Source organism: Parvibaculum sp., assembly GCF_049651025.1.
Lineage (GTDB): Bacteria > Pseudomonadota > Alphaproteobacteria > Parvibaculales > Parvibaculaceae > Parvibaculum.
Genome location: NZ_JBASBH010000061.1, coordinates 60,176 through 78,943, shown reverse-complemented (window position 1 = coordinate 78,943; position 18,768 = coordinate 60,176). Strand labels below are relative to the sequence as shown.

The 18,768-nt window shown below is 61.7% G+C and carries 19 protein-coding genes and 1 tRNA gene; 5 read left to right on the top strand and 15 right to left on the bottom strand.

Features of this window, described 5'->3' with window-relative positions:
* From WA943_RS08150 to WA943_RS08110, 9 genes are all read right to left on the bottom strand, one after another.
* The gene (locus WA943_RS08150; protein WP_424469360.1) at nt 1–726 is read right to left on the bottom strand and encodes a glutathione S-transferase N-terminal domain-containing protein; all 726 of its coding nucleotides are present in this window, start codon (nt 724–726) and stop codon (nt 1–3) included.
* A gap of 95 nt (nt 727–821) precedes the next feature.
* Nucleotides 822–1,754 (bottom strand): phosphoribosylaminoimidazolesuccinocarboxamide synthase, encoded by a 933-nt coding sequence (locus WA943_RS08145; protein ID WP_424469414.1) that lies wholly within the window; start codon nt 1,752–1,754, stop codon nt 822–824.
* Between the two features lie 16 nt (nt 1,755–1,770).
* On the bottom strand, nt 1,771–2,331 hold the full coding sequence (locus tag WA943_RS08140; protein WP_424469359.1) for an AAA family ATPase: 561 nt from the start codon (nt 2,329–2,331) through the stop codon (nt 1,771–1,773).
* Between the two features lie 99 nt (nt 2,332–2,430).
* Nucleotides 2,431–2,505 (bottom strand) — tRNA-Glu (locus tag WA943_RS08135).
* 91 nt (nt 2,506–2,596) lie between these two features.
* Nucleotides 2,597–4,405 carry a single-stranded-DNA-specific exonuclease RecJ gene (gene recJ, locus WA943_RS08130; protein ID WP_424469358.1) on the bottom strand — a complete coding sequence of 603 codons (1,809 nt, stop codon included), beginning with the start codon at nt 4,403–4,405 and terminating at the stop codon, nt 2,597–2,599.
* A gap of 11 nt (nt 4,406–4,416) precedes the next feature.
* On the bottom strand, nt 4,417–5,391 hold the full coding sequence (gene glpX / locus WA943_RS08125; RefSeq protein WP_424469357.1) for a class II fructose-bisphosphatase: 975 nt from the start codon (nt 5,389–5,391) through the stop codon (nt 4,417–4,419).
* 33 nt (nt 5,392–5,424) lie between these two features.
* Nucleotides 5,425–6,735: a homoserine dehydrogenase gene (locus WA943_RS08120; RefSeq protein WP_424469356.1), complete on the bottom strand. Its 1,311-nt coding sequence runs from the start codon at nt 6,733–6,735 to the stop codon at nt 5,425–5,427.
* A complete protein-coding gene (locus WA943_RS08115) occupies nt 6,732–7,997 on the bottom strand; it encodes an LL-diaminopimelate aminotransferase (protein ID WP_424469355.1) in 1,266 nt (421 codons plus the stop codon). Before WA943_RS08115 ends, WA943_RS08120 begins: the two co-directional genes overlap by 4 nt.
* A gap of 234 nt (nt 7,998–8,231) precedes the next feature.
* Nucleotides 8,232–8,816 (bottom strand): hypothetical protein, encoded by a 585-nt coding sequence (locus WA943_RS08110; protein WP_424469354.1) that lies wholly within the window; start codon nt 8,814–8,816, stop codon nt 8,232–8,234.
* A 305-nt stretch (nt 8,817–9,121) separates the two neighbouring features.
* Here WA943_RS08110 and phaC point away from each other — a divergent pair, with 305 nt between their 5' ends.
* Together phaC and WA943_RS08100 are read left to right on the top strand one after the other, a co-directional pair.
* Nucleotides 9,122–10,921: a class I poly(R)-hydroxyalkanoic acid synthase gene (gene phaC / locus WA943_RS08105; protein WP_424469353.1), complete on the top strand. Its 1,800-nt coding sequence runs from the start codon at nt 9,122–9,124 to the stop codon at nt 10,919–10,921.
* Between the two features lie 157 nt (nt 10,922–11,078).
* Complete coding sequence (locus WA943_RS08100) at nt 11,079–11,921, top strand: EamA family transporter (RefSeq protein WP_424469413.1); 843 nt, start codon at nt 11,079–11,081, stop codon at nt 11,919–11,921.
* Here the strand turns inward: WA943_RS08100 and argC are convergent.
* From argC to WA943_RS08075, 5 genes are all read right to left on the bottom strand, one after another.
* Entirely contained in the window at nt 11,918–12,940 is a 1,023-nt protein-coding gene (gene argC / locus WA943_RS08095; protein WP_424469412.1) for an N-acetyl-gamma-glutamyl-phosphate reductase, read from the bottom strand. The two genes, WA943_RS08100 and argC, sit on opposite strands and share 4 nt — an antisense overlap.
* A gap of 18 nt (nt 12,941–12,958) precedes the next feature.
* Nucleotides 12,959–13,435, bottom strand: a complete 477-nt coding sequence (gene rpsI / locus WA943_RS08090; RefSeq protein WP_424469352.1) for a 30S ribosomal protein S9 — start codon at nt 13,433–13,435, stop codon at nt 12,959–12,961.
* Nucleotides 13,435–13,899, bottom strand: coding sequence for a 50S ribosomal protein L13 (rplM, locus tag WA943_RS08085; RefSeq protein WP_424469351.1), 465 nt, complete (start codon nt 13,897–13,899; stop codon nt 13,435–13,437). The genes rpsI and rplM overlap by 1 nt, the downstream gene beginning before the upstream one ends.
* A gap of 130 nt (nt 13,900–14,029) precedes the next feature.
* Nucleotides 14,030–15,424: an MFS transporter gene (locus WA943_RS08080; RefSeq protein WP_424469350.1), complete on the bottom strand. Its 1,395-nt coding sequence runs from the start codon at nt 15,422–15,424 to the stop codon at nt 14,030–14,032.
* Nucleotides 15,425–15,841 carry a PaaI family thioesterase gene (locus WA943_RS08075; RefSeq protein WP_424469349.1) on the bottom strand — a complete coding sequence of 139 codons (417 nt, stop codon included), beginning with the start codon at nt 15,839–15,841 and terminating at the stop codon, nt 15,425–15,427.
* A 150-nt stretch (nt 15,842–15,991) separates the two neighbouring features.
* Between WA943_RS08075 and WA943_RS08070 the strand changes: the two genes are divergently transcribed.
* Nucleotides 15,992–16,582 (top strand): TetR/AcrR family transcriptional regulator, encoded by a 591-nt coding sequence (locus tag WA943_RS08070; protein WP_424469348.1) that lies wholly within the window; start codon nt 15,992–15,994, stop codon nt 16,580–16,582.
* 19 nt (nt 16,583–16,601) lie between these two features.
* A complete protein-coding gene (locus WA943_RS08065) occupies nt 16,602–17,651 on the top strand; it encodes an aldo/keto reductase (RefSeq protein WP_424469347.1) in 1,050 nt (349 codons plus the stop codon).
* A 36-nt stretch (nt 17,652–17,687) separates the two neighbouring features.
* Here WA943_RS08065 and WA943_RS08060 read toward each other — a convergent pair whose 3' ends face one another.
* Nucleotides 17,688–18,077 carry a hypothetical protein gene (locus WA943_RS08060; RefSeq protein WP_424469346.1) on the bottom strand — a complete coding sequence of 130 codons (390 nt, stop codon included), beginning with the start codon at nt 18,075–18,077 and terminating at the stop codon, nt 17,688–17,690.
* A 74-nt stretch (nt 18,078–18,151) separates the two neighbouring features.
* Here WA943_RS08060 and WA943_RS08055 point away from each other — a divergent pair, with 74 nt between their 5' ends.
* Nucleotides 18,152–18,706 (top strand): GNAT family N-acetyltransferase, encoded by a 555-nt coding sequence (locus tag WA943_RS08055; protein ID WP_424469345.1) that lies wholly within the window; start codon nt 18,152–18,154, stop codon nt 18,704–18,706.
* Nucleotides 18,707–18,768: the final 62 nt, after the last annotated feature.

Genomic DNA, 18,768 nt, shown 5'->3' with positions numbered 1-18,768 from the left:
CTATTTCTCAGGCGCGGGCCGTGCGCGCTGGTTGTAGAGAATTTTCTTGCGGCGCTCCAGCTCCTCGGGCGGCAGCTTCGCCGGATCGTCCGACAGATCGGCGCCCACCGCCATGCCACGCTCGACGGCAGGACGCGCGCGCATCTCATCGAACCAGCGCTTGAAATATTTGAACTCCGAAATGTCCTGCCCCTGCGCCTTCCAGCCGACGGACCAGGGATAGGAGATCATGTCTGCGATGGAATATTCGTCGCCTGCAATATAGCGACGGTCGTAAAGGCGATTGTTGAGAACGCCGTAGAGACGGTTCGCCTCGTCTGTGAAACGCCGAACCGCATAGGACTGGTCGCCCTGAGTGTCGCCGAGGCGGCGGAAATGCCCGCACTCGCCAAGCTTCGGCCCCTGATTTGCCATCTGCCAGATGACCCACTGGGTCACTTCATATTTCTCGCGCAGCGTTTGCGGCCAGAACTTTCCGGCCTTCTCGGCGAGATACATCATGATCGCGCCGGACTCGAAAATGCCGATGGGCGCGCCGCCGCCAGTCGGATCATGGTCGACGATCGCGGGCATGCGATGGTTCGGATTGAGCTTCAGGAATTCTTCCGTGAACTGATCGCCGCGTCCGATATTAAGGGGCACGACCCTGTAGGGCAAACCCGTTTCCTCAAGCAGGATCGTGACCTTCCTGCCGTTCGGCGTAGGCCAGTAATACAAGTCGATCATGGGAAATGTCTCCTCATTTGCGGATGAGAAGAGCCTAGTCCAATTCTCCGGCATCGCAACAAGGCGTCACGATGCAATAACGCAGATGACAGCGATCAGCCGTATGACGCTGTATCGAGCGCCGCGCCTGTCACGCGCTTGAACGCGTCGAGATAACGCGCGCTGGTTTCCGCCACGACTTCAGACGGCAAAGGCGGCGGCGGCGCTTCGCCATTCCAGCGCCCTGCCTTCTTCAAGCCTTCGAGATAGTCGCGCAATGGCTGCTTGTCGAAGCTCGGCTGCGTGCGGCCCGGCGCATATTGATCCGCGGGCCAGAAGCGCGAACTGTCCGGCGTCATCACTTCGTCGATCAGAATGATGCTGCCATCGGAGGCGCGGCCGAATTCGAACTTCGTATCGGCGATGATGATGCCGCGCGTCTCGGTAACGGCGCGGCCGCGCTCATAGACGGCGCGCGTCAACCGCTCAAGATCCGCCGTCGCTTCCGCGCCGACCGTTTCGCGCATGCGCGATATGGTGATGTTTTCATCATGCCCGGTTTCGGCCTTGTGCGCCGGGCTGAAAATCGCGGGCGACAGCCTGTCGCTTTCGCGCAAACCCTTGGGCAGCGGCTCACCTGCAAGTGTGCCGCTCGCCGCATATTCCTTCCATGCGGAACCGGAAAGATAGCCGCGGATCACACATTCGATCGGAAAGACCGTGGCGCGGCGGCACAGCATGGCGCGGCCCGCAATGGCGCGCTCATGACCGGCGAGCGCGGGCACGGCGGCAACGATCTCGGCGGCGCTGGCCGCCAGCATGTGATGGGCCGTCACGTCTTCCATCTGGCGGAACCACCAGGCGCTGATCTGCGTCAGCACAGCGCCCTTGAACGGCACGGCCTCATTCATCACCACGTCAAAGGCGCTCACGCGATCTGTCGCAACGAGCAGCACGCGCTCGGCATCGACTGCATAAATGTCGCGCACCTTGCCGCGCCCGATGCGCTCCAAGGGAAGTTCGCTGGCAGTCATCGGAGCGGTCGTCATCATTCAAGATCCTCGATCAGATTTCCGGTTTCGATCCGATGGAAGCCAGAACGAAATCCACTCTGCCGGAGACGGAAAACTTCGGCACTTCGACAAGTTCGTAACCCAGTTTCGGGTAGATTTCCGCCGCAAAGCGGTAGGTGGCGACGGCTTCGGCAAAGTCCTGCTTGCGCTCGTCATCCTGAGCATAAATTTCAGCCCAGGGAGGCATGATAAATACTCTTTTATTGTAGCGAAATAAATCGGCGGCTTTGTGGATATAGGCAGGCGTGTCGGCCCCGATCAGGTCGCCGTAACCGACGAGTTCAGGGATACCCCGGTCGAAAAAGACCGGCGCTTCGCGTTCCTGTACCTGATTGTAGGTATAGATGGAGCGCGACAGTATCAGATCGCGAAACTTGACCGCATCGGCTGTGTGGAGCGCATCGCCGCCTATGGCGATCTGCTCTTGAATGATCTGGCGGCCGACCTCGGCAACGCAGACATGCCCATGAGCGCGCAGCGCCTCGATGACGCTGGTTTTGCCCGAACCCGGCCCGCCGGTGAAAATATGAAAGTTGTCGCGTTCGATACGCATGGCAAAGCCTTCCCGCAATCGCGAATGACAGAAAGAACAGAGCTGGGAAATTGATAGCCGGATGTCCGGCCCGCGCCTTCCCGCCAATGGCGGGGAAAGTGGTACGCCCTAGGGGAGTCGAACCCCTCTTTCCAGAATGAAAATCTGGCGTCCTAACCGATAGACGAAGGGCGCACAAAGCGCTGGACCCGAAGGCCACTGACCGGGCTTATAAGGGCCCGAAGCGACTCTGACAAGACCGATTAAGCCAGTTTGTGGAGCCTTTTTACGGAACTGCGTCCCGAGTTGCGACTGCATCCTCAATCGTGAGCTGAATACCGCGCCGTCCCTGCCAATCATCGGCCTTGAGACGGCCTGCGACGTGGATCAAACCGGTGCCCCGATCGAGCAAAGCCTGGCCTAGCGGCGTCTCTGCGGCGCGGAAAGCGATGGCTTTGAGGCGTGCGCCGTCTTCACCCGTCAGCATGCAGCGAACATGGCCCTTACCGACGATATCGGCGTGAGCGACCCGCATGGAGGGAACGGCAAAGCGCGGTTCGGGATTTCCCGAACCATATGGGCCTGCCTGTTCCAGCATTTCGTAAAGCTCGCGGCTGGCGCCACGCGCCGCCAGCGCCCCGTCGAGGCGCAGCGCACGTGATTCGGATGCGGCGCTGACCTCAACGCTCATCCGCGCTTCGAGGAAAGCGACAAGCGCCTCGAGCTTGTCCTCGCGGATCGTCAAACCGGCCGCCATGGCATGACCGCCGCCATTGACGAGATGGCCCGCTTCGAGCGCCGCCGTGACGGCGCGGCCAAGATCGACGCCTTGAATGGAACGGCCGGAGCCTTTGCCCTCGCCCTTATTGTCGAAGGCGACGACGATGGCCGGGCGCTCATAGCGCTCCTTCAGGCGCGCGGCGACGATGCCGATGACGCCCGGATGCCAACCCTTTGCGAAAGCGACGATAAGCGGCGGCGGCGAATTGCGGCGCGTTGCGCCGAGCGCGAGATCGACCTGTTGCAGCGCCTCTTCAAGCACCTGCGCTTCGATCGCCTGTCGCTCCTTGTTCAGCACGTCGAGCTCAAGGGCGATGGCGCTTGCCTCCTCTGCGTCGCTGGTCGTCAGCAGACGCGCGCCGAGATCGGAGCGCCCGACGCGACCGCCTGCATTGACGCGGGGGCCGAGAAGAAAGCCGAGGTGATAGGCACCGGGCACACCCTCAAGCCGCGCCACATCGCCAAGCGCCGCAAGGCCGATGTTCCGCCGCCGCGCGAGGACGCGAAGCCCCTGCGACACGAATGCGCGATTGAGGCCGGTGAGCGGCACCACGTCGCAAACCGTGCCGAGCGCGACGAGGTCGAGCAACGAGAGAAGATCGGGCTCGTCATGCGTCCGATACCAGCCGCCATCGCGCAGGAAGCGATTGATCGCGACGATAAAAAGAAATGCGACGCCGACGGCGGCAAGAGTGCCCTGCCCGCTTGTGTCGTCGAGACGGTTCGGATTGACGAGCGCGAAGGCAGGCGGCAAGGCAGGCTCGGCCTGATGATGGTCGATGACGACGATCTCAAGCCCGGCATCCTGCGCGACGCCGAGAACCCTGTGCGCCATGGTTCCGCAATCGACGGTGATGATGAGCTTGATGCCCTCATCGCGCAGCGTCATCAGCGCGGGCGCATTGGGCCCATAGCCTTCGCGGATACGGTCGGGGATGTAGATGCGCAGATCGCTGCCGACCGCGCGGAAAAAGCGCTGCAGCACAGCGCTCGACGTCGCGCCGTCGACGTCATAGTCGCCGAAGACCGCAACTTTCTCCGACGACATGATGGCTTGCGCAATGCGGTTTGCCGCCTTGTCCATGTCGAGAAGCGACGAGGGGTCCGGCAGCAGCGTCTTGAGGCTCGGCGCGAGATAGGCGGCGACGTCCTCAGGCGCGATGCCGCGCCCGGCAAGGACGCGGCCAATGATTTCCGGCAAGCCCTCGCGCTGCGAAATGGCAAGCGCGAGCCGATCGTCGGCGAGACGGCTGACCCAGGCCCGGCCGGTCAGCGACCGCTCAACGCCCAGAAAATGCCGCGATGCCTCGCCCAAACCGTGCTGCCTTATTCCCTGAACTTCTGCATCGTCGGATGCATCGCCTTGATCCAGCGAACGGTGCCAGTCTTGGAACGCATGACGACGGAATGCGTCGTGAAGCCGCCGCGCACATAGCGGATGCCTTCAAGCATATTGCCGTCGGTGACGCCGGTCGCCGCGAAGATCACGTCGCCCGAGGCCATTTCTTCCATGCTGAATTTCTTGTTGAAATCCGTCACGCCCATTTTCGCCGCGCGAGCCTTCTGCTCATCGCTCGACGTGACGAGACGACCCTGCATCTGGCCGCCGATGCAGCGCAATGCCGCCGCCGCAAGCACGCCTTCCGGCGCGCCGCCGACGCCCATATAGATGTCGACGCCCGTCGTCGGGTCGGTCGTGTTGATGACGCCCGCAATGTCGCCGTCAGTGATGAGCGTCACGCGCGCCCCAGTCTCGCGCACGGCGCGGATCAGCTCGGCATGGCGCGGCCGGTCGAGGATGCAGGCGGTGATCTGCGAAACGTCGACGCCTTTGGCTTTCGCCAGCGCACGGATGTTGTCGCCGGGCTTCGCGTCGAGATCGACGATGCCTTCGGGATAGCCGCCGCCAATGGCGATCTTGTCCATATAGGTGTCGGGCGCGTGCAGCAGGCTGCCGCCTTCGGCCATGGCGAGCACGGCGAGCGAATTCGCCATAGCCTTGGCGCAAAGCGTCGTGCCTTCGAGCGGATCGAGAGCAATGTCGACTTTCGGCCCCTTGCCGGTGCCGACCTTCTCGCCGATGTAAAGCATCGGCGCTTCGTCGCGTTCGCCTTCGCCGATGACGATGGTGCCGTCAATGTCGAGCCGGTTGAGTTCCGTGCGCATCGCGTCGACGGCCGCCTGGTCGGCTGCCTTTTCATCGCCGCGCCCCGCGAGCAAGGAAGAAAGTATCGCCGCTCGCTCGGTGACACGCGTCACCTCCAGCGTCAGCATCCTGCTCAGCCCCGTCTTCTCAACCATCGATCTTTTCCTCGTCGGACGTGTTCAGCCTGATTAACGTGATTCGCCGTCTTCGATGCGGATCACGAGCGGTTTGCCCGCCACTTCTTCTATCTGCGACAAATGTTTGAGCGCGGCGCGCATCGAACCTTCGTCGGTTGCATGAGTGACGAAGACGACAGGCATGCGGCCCGTTTCGCCTTCCTTGCGTTCGCCGCGTTGCACGATGCGCTCGATCGACACCGAGCCTTGCGCCAGCGCGCGCGTGATGTCGGCCATGCTGCCCGCACGGTCTATGGCACTGAAGCGCAGATAGTAAGCGCTATCATGCCCACCATTGGCCTCTTTGGCAGGCGCCTTCAGATGGCTCGTCGGCACGATGAAGGGCGGCATGACGAGACCGCGCGCAATGTCGATGAGATCGGAGAGCACAGCCGATGCGGTCGGCCCCTCGCCTGCGCCGCGCCCTTCAAGCACGAGAAGCCCGACGCGATCGCCGCGCACAGCCACCGCATTGAACACGCCCGACACAGCGCCGAGCGGCGAGCCGTCCGGCACGAGAGCCGGATGCACGCGCTGCGCGATGCCATCGACGCCGCGCGTCGCGATGCCGAGCAACTTGATCTTGTAGCCGAACTCCTTGGCGAACTTGATGTCCGTCGCGGTGATCTTCTCGATGCCTTCGATCTGCACATTGTCGAAATCGACTTCGCGCCCGAAAGCGAGGCTCGCAAGGATGGCGAGCTTATGCGCCGTGTCGATGCCGCCAACGTCGAAGGTCGGATCGGCTTCGGCATAGCCAAGCGCCTGAGCTTCCTTCAGCACCTCCGCGAAATCGCGGCCCGTCGCTTCCATCTCGGTCAGGATGTAGTTGCAGGTGCCGTTGAGAATGCCGACGACGCTGGCAATCTCGTTGGCCGCAAGCCCTTCGCGCAGAGCCTTCACGATCGGAATGCCACCGGCAACGGCTGCTTCGTAATTCAGCGCCACGCCGCGCTGCTCGGCGACACGCGCAAGCGCGACGCCGTGCTGGGCAATCAATGCCTTGTTCGCCGTGACGACATGCTTGCCGTTCGAGAGCGCCATCTCGACAAGCTCACGCGCAACGCCGTCCGCGCCGCCGATCAACTCGACGACGACATCGACGTCAGGCGCGGATGCGAGCGCGCGCGCATCAGTTTCCCAGCGCACGCCGTTCAGATCGATGCCACGATCCTTCTTCGCGTCGCGCGCGCTGACGGCGGCAATCTCGATTGAGCGGCCAGAAGCGGCAGCGAGAAATTCGCGACGCTCGGCCAAAATTTTGACGACGCCGACGCCGACAGTGCCGAGGCCAGCTACGCCGATCCGAAGAGGTTTGTTCACGTGCGGCCCGCTCTCGTCGTATTGGGGTGAGGAACGACGTTTCCTTTGATGCCGACGCGTTCTTCGTATTCAGCAAGGATCTGATCGGCGTGCTGCATCATGCGCTTCACGCCGCGCGCAGCCTGACGGATGCGCTGCTCGTTCTCGACAAGGCCGATACGCACATGGCCATCGCCATATTCGCCAAAGCCGATGCCCGGCGCGACGGCGACGTCTGCCTGCTCCAGCAGCAATGTCGAAAAACCGAGCGAACCGATGTGGCGGAACTTTTCCGGGATCGGCGACCAGGCAAACATCGAGGCCGGCGGGCTCGGAATATCCCAGCCTGAACGGGCCATGCTGTCGACCAGCACGTCGCGGCGGCTCTTGTAGGTCTGGCGAATTTCCTCGACGCAATCCTGCGGGCCGTTCAGGGCTGCGGTGGCCGCAACCTGAATGGGCGTGAACGCGCCGTAATCGAGATAGGACTTCACGCGGCCAAGCGCGTTGATGAGACGCTCGTTGCCGACCGCAAAGCCCATGCGCCAACCGGGCATCGCATAGGTCTTGGACAGCGAGGTGAACTCGACGGCCCGCTCGCGCGCGCCCGGCACCTGCAGGATCGACGGCGGCGGATTGCCGTCGAAATAAATCTCGGAATAGGCGAGATCGGAAATGATGTAGAGATCGTGCTTGGCGGCAAAGGCAACGATCTCGCGATAGAAGTCGAGATCGGCGACCTGCGCCGTCGGGTTCGACGGATAGCTGACGACGAGCGCCACGGGCTTGGGCACGCTATGGCGAACGCCGCGTTCCAGCATGTCGAAGAAACCGGCCTGGCTCTCGAAGGGCACGCTGCGGATGACCGCGCCCGAAATGATGAAGCCGAAGGCATGGATCGGATAGCTCGGATTGGGGCAAAGGATCACGTCGCCGGGCGCAGTGATCGCCTGGGCGAGATTGGCCAGACCCTCTTTCGAGCCAAGCGTCGCGATGACTTCCGTTTCCGGGTTGAGCGTCACACCGAAACGGCGCTCGTAATAGGCGGCCTGAGCACGGCGCAAACCGGGAATGCCACGCGACGACGAATAACGATGCGTCTTCGGGTCGCGCACCGCCTCGATCATCTTTTCCACGATATGGGGCGGGGTCGGCATGTCGGGGTTGCCCATGCCGAAATCGATGATGTCCTTGCCCTCGGCCCGCGCCTTGGCCTTGAGCTTGTTGACGCTCTCAAACACGTAGGGCGGGAGACGCTTAATGCGATGGAATTCTTCGCTCATGGCCAGATCCTGAAACGGGGCGCAAAGCCCCCTGTAACGCCGCCCTTATAGCGCCAATCCGGGAACCGGGCCACGTCAAAAGGGCAGAAAACGGGCGGCGCCGCCGCGATCCGCTCGGACGGCAGGCCAACCCAATAGCAAGTCAACTCACGGCAAGATTATGACGGATTTATCCCCGCCAGCGCCTTATTTTCCAATCGGCAAAACAAAATGCCGGTATCGGACTTGTCGGCCTTACATGCTCTTCCCGCCATCGACCGTCGGCTTCACTTCGACGGGCGTGGTGGGTGCCGCACTGACCGGCTGTTCAGCATCCGGATTTGCCTTCGGCTCTTCCGGCGCGGCTGCCTCGGCGCTCTTGGTCAGGTCCACGGCCGCGGTCTGGATGCGCTTGGCACCTTCAAGCGTCGAATGCCCGCCCCTGCCCGGCATGGGCAGAAGCTTGGGCGGCTCGTTGCTGGTTTTGTCGGCATCCGGGTCGTCGGCGGGCACATCCTTCATGACCGGAAGGGGTGCGGGCGGGGTCAGTTGCGGCGCGGGCGCAGGCGCTTCCGTGCCGCCGCGCAGAACTTCATCGGTATGCTTGGCGCTCTCGCGATCGGCGGCAAGGCTGTCGGCAATGGCTTTCTGGTCCGCCGCGCTGGTCGATGCGGGCTTCTGGCCGGGCACATCGGCAAGGGCGGGAAAGCCCGTCGTGCCCTCAGGCGTCTGGGCGGGCGCTGTGTCACCATAAACGGCGCCGGGCCTCACGCTGTCCGGCATCAACGAGCATGCGGCGATGCCGCCCATGAGCGCGGCAGCAGCGGCGACCCTGATCATGGCGTTCCCCAACGGATTGCTCCGGTTCCGCGCAACTTCCGATCCCTGTCTGGACATAAAGGTCCCTGCTCCCTGACATTTCGACGTGAGCCCACCTGGCCAACGCGATTCATCGCATTTTCATGGGCGGGCGCGCCAGAGCGTATAGTATAGGGACCGAACACAAAACCGATAACCACGCGCAAGCCGCCACTTACGGCAAACGGGATCAGGGAAAAGCTGTGTCGTCACGCAGGAAGAGTTCGCCCTCCGGGGAAAAATCGACCGGAGACAAAGCCGCCGCCGCAGCGACTGCTGCAGGCACAATGCCTCCGGAAGGCTCCGCCTATCCCGTTCCCGATATGAGTGCGATAGCGCTCAATCTCATTCAGGCCGCCACGCTGGGCCAGAAAGCCGCCCGGTTGATGATCGGCGGCGAGGATTCAAGCTCGCTGGGATCGGCAGCCGACGACATGCGCCGCATCGGCAAGACGATGATGAATGTCGCCTCGAGCTACGTAAGAAATCCGGTAAAAATCATCGAGGCGCAGACGCAACTCTGGAACGGCTATATCAATCTGTTGCAATCGACGACGCGACGGCTGATGGGCCAGGAGGCCGCGCCAATCGCCGAACCCGGCCGCGCCGACAAGCGCTTCAGGGACCCCGACTGGCAGAACAACATCATTTTCGATCTGATGAAACAATCCTATCTGCTTGCGAGCCAATGGCTCGATCAGCAGGTGCGCAACACGCAAGGCATCGACGAGCATACGCGCAAGAAAGCCGAATTTTACGTCAAGCAATTCGCCAATGCTTTTTCGCCGTCGAACTTCCTGCTGACGAACCCGGAAGTCCTGCGCACGACGCTGCAAACCAATGGCGAAAATCTCGTGCTCGGCATGCAGCATTTTCTCGAAGACGTCGAGCGCGGCAACGGCAAGCTGCAAATCCAGCAGACCGACATGAGCGCCTTCAGGCTCGGCGAAAACATTGCGCTGACGCCGGGCAAGGTCGTTTTCCAGAACGACCTCATACAGCTGCTGCAATATGAGCCGACGACGGAAAAGGTCCACCAGCGGCCGCTGTTGATCTTCCCGCCCTGGATCAACAAATATTACATCCTCGATCTGACGCCGGAAAAATCCTTCGTCAAATGGGCCGTGGCGCAAGGCTACACCGTCTTCGTCGTGAGCTGGGTCAACCCCGACGCGAAGCGAGCGATGAAATCCTTCGAGAGCTACATGATCGAAGGCGCCTATGCGGCACTCGATGCCGTCGAGAAGGCGACCGGCGAAAAAGACGTGAACGCTATCGGCTATTGCATCGGCGGCACGCTGCTCGCATCGACGCTTGCCCATATGGCGGCAAACAAAGACGGGCGCATCAAATCGGCGACCTTCTTTGCAACGCAGGTCGACTTCACCGAAGCGGGCGATCTTCAGGTCTTCATCGACGAGGAACAAATCTCAGGCCTCGAACAACAGATGGAAGCGCATGGCGGCTTGCTTGAAGGCTCGGCCATGGCCTCGACCTTCAACATGCTGCGTTCGAACGAACTGATTTGGTCCTACGTGGTCAATAACTACATGCTCGGCCGCGAACCCGTTCCCTTCGACCTGCTCTACTGGAACGCCGACGCGACGCGCATGCCCGCGAAGATGCATCTCTTTTATCTGCGCGAATGCTATCTGCAGAACAACCTCGCCGAAGGCCGCATGATGCTTGGCGGCAAGGTGCTCGACCTCACGAAAATCAAGGTGCCGGTCTATCTCCAGTCGAGCCGCGAAGATCACATCGCGCCTTATAATTCCGTCTACAAGGCAACGCGGCTCTTTGGCGGCCCGGTGAAATTCATCGTCGCCGGTTCCGGCCATATCGCAGGCGTCATCAATCCACCCGCCGCACGAAAATATCAGTACTGGACGAGCGACGCGCACCCCGCGCTCGCAAGCGAATGGCTGGAAGGCGCACAGGAACATCCCGGCTCATGGTGGCCAGATTGGGAACACTGGTTGAAGCCCAAATCAGGCCCCATGGTGCCCGCACGCGTGCCCGGCGACGGCAAGCTGCCCGTTCTGGAAGACGCGCCGGGATCGTATGTGCTGGTGAAATCGGACGATTGAGCTTCACGGCGTCGCCACATTTTCAGCGGTGTCCCGGGATGACTCCATTGGGTGGAGTGAGTGGCAAAACGCAAAGCCCATGCCGAAAATTCCGTATACGCAGCAGGGCCGTCAGCGCGTAGGGTCTGCCGACCATCGCTGAACGCCGGAGTCCGCCCTGTCCCTTTCCATCACCCTGCTCATTCTCCTCGCCGCGCTGCTGCATGCGATCTGGAATGCGCTTCTGAAATCCAATGCCGACCGGCTTTCGATGATGGCCTTTGTCGCGGGCAGCGGCAGCCTGCTGATGTTGCCGCTGCTGCCCTTCGCGCCGTTTCCGAGCTGGGAAGTCTGGAAAATCATCCTGCTTTCGCTGGCGCTGCACACGGGCTACAAGGTCTTCCTGATCAAATCCTATACGCATGGCGATATGGGGCAGGTCTATCCGCTTGCGCGCGGAACGGCGCCCGCCATCGTCACGCTGGTCGGATTTTTCTTTCTCGGCGAGACGCTGCCCGCGCTTTCGACGCTTGGCATTTTCCTGATCCTTGCAGGCATCATCAGCCTTGCCTGGCGCACGAAAAACCACGCAAGAGGCCCGTCCAATCCGCGCGCGATCCTCTATGCACTCGGCACATCGCTTTTCATCGCGGCCTATACGCTGAATGACGGGCTGGGCGGGCGCGTGGCCGAAAACGCCAGTTCCTATGTGGTCTGGCTCTTTGCGCTCGATGGCATCAGCATCACCGCCATCGCGTTGTGGCGGCGCGGCCCCGCCCTGCTCCGCCCGCGCATCGACATGCTTTACGGGCTTGGCGGCGGCGCCATATCGACCATCGCCTATTGGCTCGTCATCTGGGCGATGAGCATCACGCCGCTCGGGCCGGTCGCTGCCTTGCGCGAAACGAGCGTCGTTTTCGGCGCACTGATTTCGGGCCTGATCCTGAAAGAAGGCTTGGGCATACGCGCCGTGATCGCGGCAGCCATTGTCGCGGCGGGCGTGATCCTGCTGAAGCTCTAGCCGAGATCGACGCCCAGACCTTCGTCCAGCCCGAGCATGATGTTCATGCACTGAACGGCCTGCGCTGAGGCGCCCTTACCGAGATTGTCGAGCAGAGCGACAAGGCGCGCCTGCTTGTTCGTCTCACTGCCGAAAACAAACAGCTTCATATTGTTGGTGCCGTTGAGGCCTTCGGGATCAAGGCCCTTGAGGCTGGCGCTTTCTTCCAGCGATGCAACGCTGACGAAACGCTCGCCCTCATAGGCAGCCGCAATCGTCTCATGCACAAGCGTGAGCGACGGCGCGCCGGGCAATGCCCAAAGCTGAAGCGGAACCTCGACGATCATGCCTTGCGCATAACGACCCACCGCAGGCGCAAATAGCGGGCGCTGCGCGAGAAGGCTGTATTGCTCGATCTCGGGCACATGCTTGTGCTCAAGACCCATCGCATAGATGCGATAGGCATCATCCGTATGCGTCGATGAGGTCTTGTCTTCGAATTCGGCAATCATCTGCTTGCCGCCGCCGGAATAGCCCGACACGGCGTTGATCGTGATCGGCCAGCTATCGGGCACGATGCCTGCACGCGCGAGCGGGCGGATGAGCGCAATCGCCCCCGTCGGATAGCAGCCGGGATTGGTCACCCGCTTTCCTTCGCGGATGATCTTGCGCTGTACCGACGCCATTTCCGGAAAGCCGTAAACCCAGCCGGGCGAGACGCGATGCGCGCTCGAAGCATCGATCACCCGCGTATGCGGATTGACGATCAGCGTCGCCGCTTCCTTCGCGGCATCGTCAGGCAGGCAGAGAATGACGATATCGGCGGCGTTGAGCGCGTCTTTACGGGCCTTGGCGTCCTTGCGGTTCGCCTCGGTCAGCTGAATGAACTCAAGGTCACGCCGCGTGTCGAGGCGCGACCTGATCTGAAGACCGGTGGTGCCTGCTTCGCCGTCGATGAAAACTTTCGTGACCATTTCGCACTCCGCGCAGAACAGTAAACAAAGAAAAAGGGCGCTTCGATTTCCCGAAGCGCCCCTGATCGTAACCGCAATAAGCGATCAGCGCTTCGAGAACTGGAAGCTGCGGCGGGCCTTGGCCTTGCCGTACTTCTTACGTTCAACCACACGGCTGTCGCGCGTGAGGAAGCCGTCTTTCTTGAGGACGCCGCGCAGAGCGGGCTCGAAATAGGTGAGCGCGCGCGAGATGCCGTGACGGATGGCACCGGCCTGGCCGGAAAGACCACCGCCGACAACCGTTGCGTTGATGTCAAACTGCTTCTCACGGGCAGCCGCAACGAGCGGCTGGTTGAGGATCATGCGCAGCACGGGGCGAGCGAAATAACGCTCCAGTTCCCGGCCGTTGATGATGATCTTGCCCGAACCCGGCTTCAGCCAGACGCGCGCAACAGCGTTCTTGCGCTTGCCGGTCGCATAGGCGCGGCCGAACTTGTCGAGCTTGGGCTGGCGCTCTTCGGGAGCGTCCACAGCTTCAATAGCGCCCTTCAGATCTTCGAGCGAATGGGTTTCCTGCGCCATTATGCGGCCCTCACGTTCTTGCGGTTGAACGACGCGAAGTCGATCTTTTCGGGCTTCTGCGCTTCATGCGGATGTTCGGCGCCAGCATAGATGTGCAGGTTGCCCATCTGCTTGCGAGCCAGCGGACCGCGCGAAATCATGCGCTTCACGGCGAGTTCGATGACGCGCTCGGGGAACCGGCCTTCGAGAATACGCTTGGGCGAGGTTTCCTTGATGCCGCCCGGATAACCCGTGTGGCGATAGTAGCGCTTGTCTTCGTACTTCTTGCCGGTGAACGCGACTTTGCCTGCGTTCACGACGATGACATTGTCGCCGTCGTCGAGATGGGGCGTGAAGGTCGGCTTATGCTTGCCGCGCAGACGGTTCGCGATAAAGCTCGCGAGACGGCCAACGACGACGCCTTCGGCGTCGATCACGATCCACTTCTTCTCGATATCGGCGGGCTTCGCGGAGTAGGTCGTCATGCGAAAAATCCCAATAAGGATGGAGGTCAGTGTTGGCGCGCTTCTAAGGCACGTCCTGCAATGTGTCAACGAAATAGCATGAAAAGCCCCGCAAAAGCGGGCCTTTAGACGTGCGGTATTATGATACCGCTTATTTCCACCCGTTTTGGGCCGAGCTTCCCGCATCCGTCAGGCGCAGAGAACTGAGGATCATGGCGACGAGAGCGAGGCTCGTGGCCGTCATCAGTGCGATTCTGCTGCCATTCGACGTGGCCAGGTTGAAAATCAAGGCGACAACGGCCGTTCCGAGCGTTTGCCCGGTCAACCGGGCGGTGCCCAGCATGCCGCTTGCCCCGCCTGCCCGCTCGATGGGCGCGGAGGACAGCATGGTCCGGTTATTGGGCGACTGGAACAGGCCGAAGCCGACGCCGCAGACCAGCATCCGCCAGCAGATATCGAGGGAAGACGGGTCGGCGGGCAGCCAGGCGAGCGCCCCGAGCCCGACCGCAAAGATCGCCATGCCGATGCCGCCGAGCAGGCCCGCGGGGTAACGGTCGGCCAGACGACCGGCCATGGGTGCCACGAAGACGAGCGCGATCGGCCAGGGCGTCATCAGCAGGCCGGTTTCGACGGCGCTGCGGTGAAGCACATTCTGCAAATAGAACGGCAGGGTCACATAGGCGAGCATCTGCGCCCCGAAGGAGCAGATCGACGTCATGATCGACAGGGCGAATATCGGGATGCGTAGAAGATCGACGGGCAGCAAAGGCGCGGGCCGCGAAAGCTGTCGCCGGACGAGCCAGAAGCCGCAGGCAATGGCAATCGCAAATTCAATCGCCACGCGGCCAAGATGGTCGAGCCCATGGCCGAGATGATCGACGCCGAGGATGAAGAAGCCGAAGGCCGCCGCATTGAGCGCGGCGCTCAGCCAGTCGAAGCGATGAAGCGCCCGCACCGTCAGCGGCAGGCTGCCCGCAACCGCAATTGAAATCAGGCTGAGCGGGACGTTGATCGCGAAGATCCATTGCCATGGCGCAATGGAGAGAATGCCCGATGCAACGGTCGGCCCCGCTGCCGCGGCCAGCGCCACGACAAAAGCGATGATGCCGATGCCGCGCCCAAGCTGGGCGCGCGGATAGATGAAGCGCACCAGCGCCGAATTGACGCTCATGATGCAAGCCGCGCCGATGCCCTGAAGCACGCGCGCGGCAACAAGCGTCTCGAGAGAATTCGACAGGGCGCAGGCAAGCGAAGCAACGCCGAATATTGCAAGCCCGACGCGATAGATGCGCGAATAGCCGATGATCTCGCCAAGCGACGACAAGGGAAGCAGCGAGACGACGATGACGAGCTGATAGGCGTTGACCACCCAGACCGATTGCGCGGCGGTCGCGTTGAGTTCGCGCGCAATGGTGGGCAGAGCGATGTTCGCGACCGCGCCGTCGAGTACGGCCATGGTCACGCCAAGCCCGATCGTCAGCATCGCGCGATAGCGGCGCGGGATGGGCAATCCGTCGGAATGGATGACCGCGTCCCCCACTTTCATTCAGCTCCTTGGCGGGATCGAATAGGTCGAGGTGACATGGGCGACCGGGCCGTCGAGTCCTTCCTGCGTGATGACGACCTCGCCAACCGCAAGCCGCCGCCCGAGCTTCAGGAGCTTTGCCTCGGCGACCACATCGGCCGGTCCGGGCTTGCGCAGAAAGTTGATGCTGAGATTGGTCGTCACCGCGAGCGCCACCGGCCCGATATGGGCAAGCACCACCGCATACATCGCGTAATCGGCAAGGGCCATCATGGCAGGTCCCGAAATCGTGCCGCCCGGACGAAGGTTCCGATCCGAATAGCGCAGACGAAGCTGGGCGCTGAGCGGCCCGACCGCCTCGATGACGGTCAGCCTGTCACCATCACGCATTTGCGGAAAAGCCACGTCCATGAATGTGTCGAGCTCTTCAACGCTCATTACCGGCTTCGTAGGCGACTGCTTCTGCGTCATTGAATCAAGCGCTCCCTTGTTTTGAAGCTTGATTACAGGTCTCCCCGGCCCCGCCCAACCAAAATTCCTGCAAAACGCCCCTTGCGGCCCCGTTTGCGTCACACTATCTGGCGAAGAATGAACGTTCATTCCGATGCCCCGCCCGCAAAAGACGAGAAACGCCGCCAGATTCTGGAGGCGGCGCTTGAGCTTTTCAGCGATTACGGCTTTCACGGCGCCTCGATGGCAAAACTGGCTGAAAAAGCCGGTGTCCCTGTCGGCACCATCTACCGGCACTTCAAAGGCAAGGAAGAGCTGATCCACGCGCTCTATGTGGAGATGAAGCGCGAGCGCCTTGCCGCGACGCTGGAAGGCTACGACCCGGCCATGTCGCTGCGCGCCCGCTTTGAGCTCTTCTGGATGAACACCTACGCCTATTGCGTCACGCATCCGCGCAAATTCAAGTTCACCGAGCAATATGCCTTCTCGCCATATCTGCGCGATGTCACCAAGGCGATCCAGATCGATATGTCGAGCGAACTCGCCCGGTTTTTCGGCGACGGCTACGCGCAAGGCGTCTTCAAGTCGCTGCCGCCCCAAATTCTCTCAGCCCTCATTTCCGGTCCATTGAACGCGCTCGTCACGCGCGCGATCGCCGACATCGTCACTCTCGACCAAACGGATCAGCAAAGCGTCATGGACGCCTGCTGGGACGCAATCACAGTCTGAACATGGATGGAGCACTCGAATGCAGTATCAGCAACTTGGCAATACCGGCGCTTTCGTTTCACGTCTCTGCCTCGGCACCATGACATTTGGCGGCAAGGGCACTCTCTTCGGTGTCATGGGCGGCCTCGACCAGAAGGAAGCCGAAACACTCGTCGGCCAGTCGCTCGACGCCGGGATCAACTTCGTCGACACGGCGAATATGTATGCGGCAGGTGAATCCGAAACGATCCTTGGCAAGGCGCTCGGCGCCAAGCGCAAGGACGTCGTCCTCGCCACCAAGGTCTTCGGACGCATGGGCCCCGGGCCCAATCAGGTGGGCATTTCACGCCTTCATGTCATGCAGCAGGTGGAAGCGAGCCTTAAACGTCTTGGAACGGATTATATCGACCTTTACCAGATCCACGGCTTCGACAATGTGACGCCGATGGAGGAATCGCTCCGCGCCTTCGACGATCTCGTCCGTCAGGGAAAGGTGCGCTATTTCGGCTGCTCCAACTGGGCCGCATGGCAGATCATGAAGGGCCTCGGCGTATCGGCGCAACAGGGCCTCGACAAATTCGTCACGCTGCAGGCCTATTACTCCATGGTGGGCCGCGACCTCGAACATGAAATCGTGCCGCTGCTGGAGGACCAGAAGCTCGGGCTGATGACATGGAGCCCGCTTGCTGGCGGCGTCCTCTCCGGCAAATTCTCGCGCGACAGCCGCGCCAATGAAGGGCGGCGCACGCAATTCAACTTCCCGCCCGTCAATGTCGAGAAAGCCTATGACATTATCGAGGTGCTGCAGAAGATCGCAAAGAAGCACGGGGTCACCGTCGCGCAGGTCGCGCTTGGCTGGCAATTGCACAAGCCCTATGTGACGACCGTCATCATCGGCGCGAAAAACGAAACGCAGTTGAAGGACAATCTCGGCGCCGTGAACGTCAAGCTGACGCAGGAAGACCTCGACGCCATCGACGCGATCAGCAAGCCTGCCCCGCTCTATCCGAACTGGATGAGCGGCATGCAGTCCGACCGCAAGCCCGGCACGGTGCGCGACTGGTCCGTGGTCGCAAAGTCCACCTTCTAAAAAAGCAGGCGAGAAGCGGCCCGCGCCGCCTCTCGCCTAACCCTTTCGCACGAGGGCTGGCATCAGGGCGAAAGCAGCAAACAAGACGAGCGAGACAAGGCCGGGCGGCGTGACGAGATGCGCGGCATAGGCCCCGGGCGATTGCCCGCGCAGAAACATCGCGCCTGCAACTTCGGCAATCGCGAGCAGGCCCAGCGCCCATAGGCCTATCGTCAGCCGCTCGCGCAGTGCATCGGGCAATTCAAAACGATAGACGATCCATCGCGCCGCAAAGAACATGACGGCAAGCATCGGCACGGCTTCGGCGAGCACGCCGCCCGCCTCGCCAAAGCGCGGCACGGCCCAGCTTTCGCGAATGGGCCCGAGGAAAACACCGGCCGCAAAGACAAGGCCGAAATAGGTCGCAGTCGCTTTCAGCCTGTTCATGGAAACGCCCTTCCCTGATTTTTGTGCGGAGCATAACCGGATATGCTCCGCGCGTATCAATAGGGATGTGCTCCATGACCCCGACGACCATCAGAACAGAACGGCTGATCCTGCGGCCCTGGCGCGACGAAGACTTCGACGCTTTTGCTGCAATGTCGGCTGACCCGGAGGTGATGGAATTTCTCCTTCCTCTGCCCGACCGCGCCGCAAGCGACGAAGTGGCCAGACTGCTCAAGGCACATATCGAAACCCATGGTTTCGGGTTCTGGGCGGTCGAGGCCCCCGGCATTGCGCCCTTCATCGGCTTCACCGGGCTCCTCAACGTACGGCCTGACGCGCCCTATGCTCCGGCCGTCGAAGTCGGTTGGCGACTGGCTCGCTCGCATTGGGGCAATGGCTATGCGACGGAAGCTGCAAGAGCGGCGCTGGCATATGGCTTTAAGGAGCTTGGCCTTGACGAAATCGTCGCTCTCACCGTTCCGGCGAACATCCGCTCGCAACAGGTCATGCAGCGGCTCGGCATGACGCGCAACGAGACGGACGATTTCGACCATCCCCGCGTGCCGGACGGCCATGTGCTGAAACGTCACGTACTTTATCGGCTCAGGCGCCCGCCCATTCGGCCCTGACTTCATCGCCCGGTCCGGTTATGATCGGGCGGAATACCAAGTGGCCAATCCGGGAACCAGAG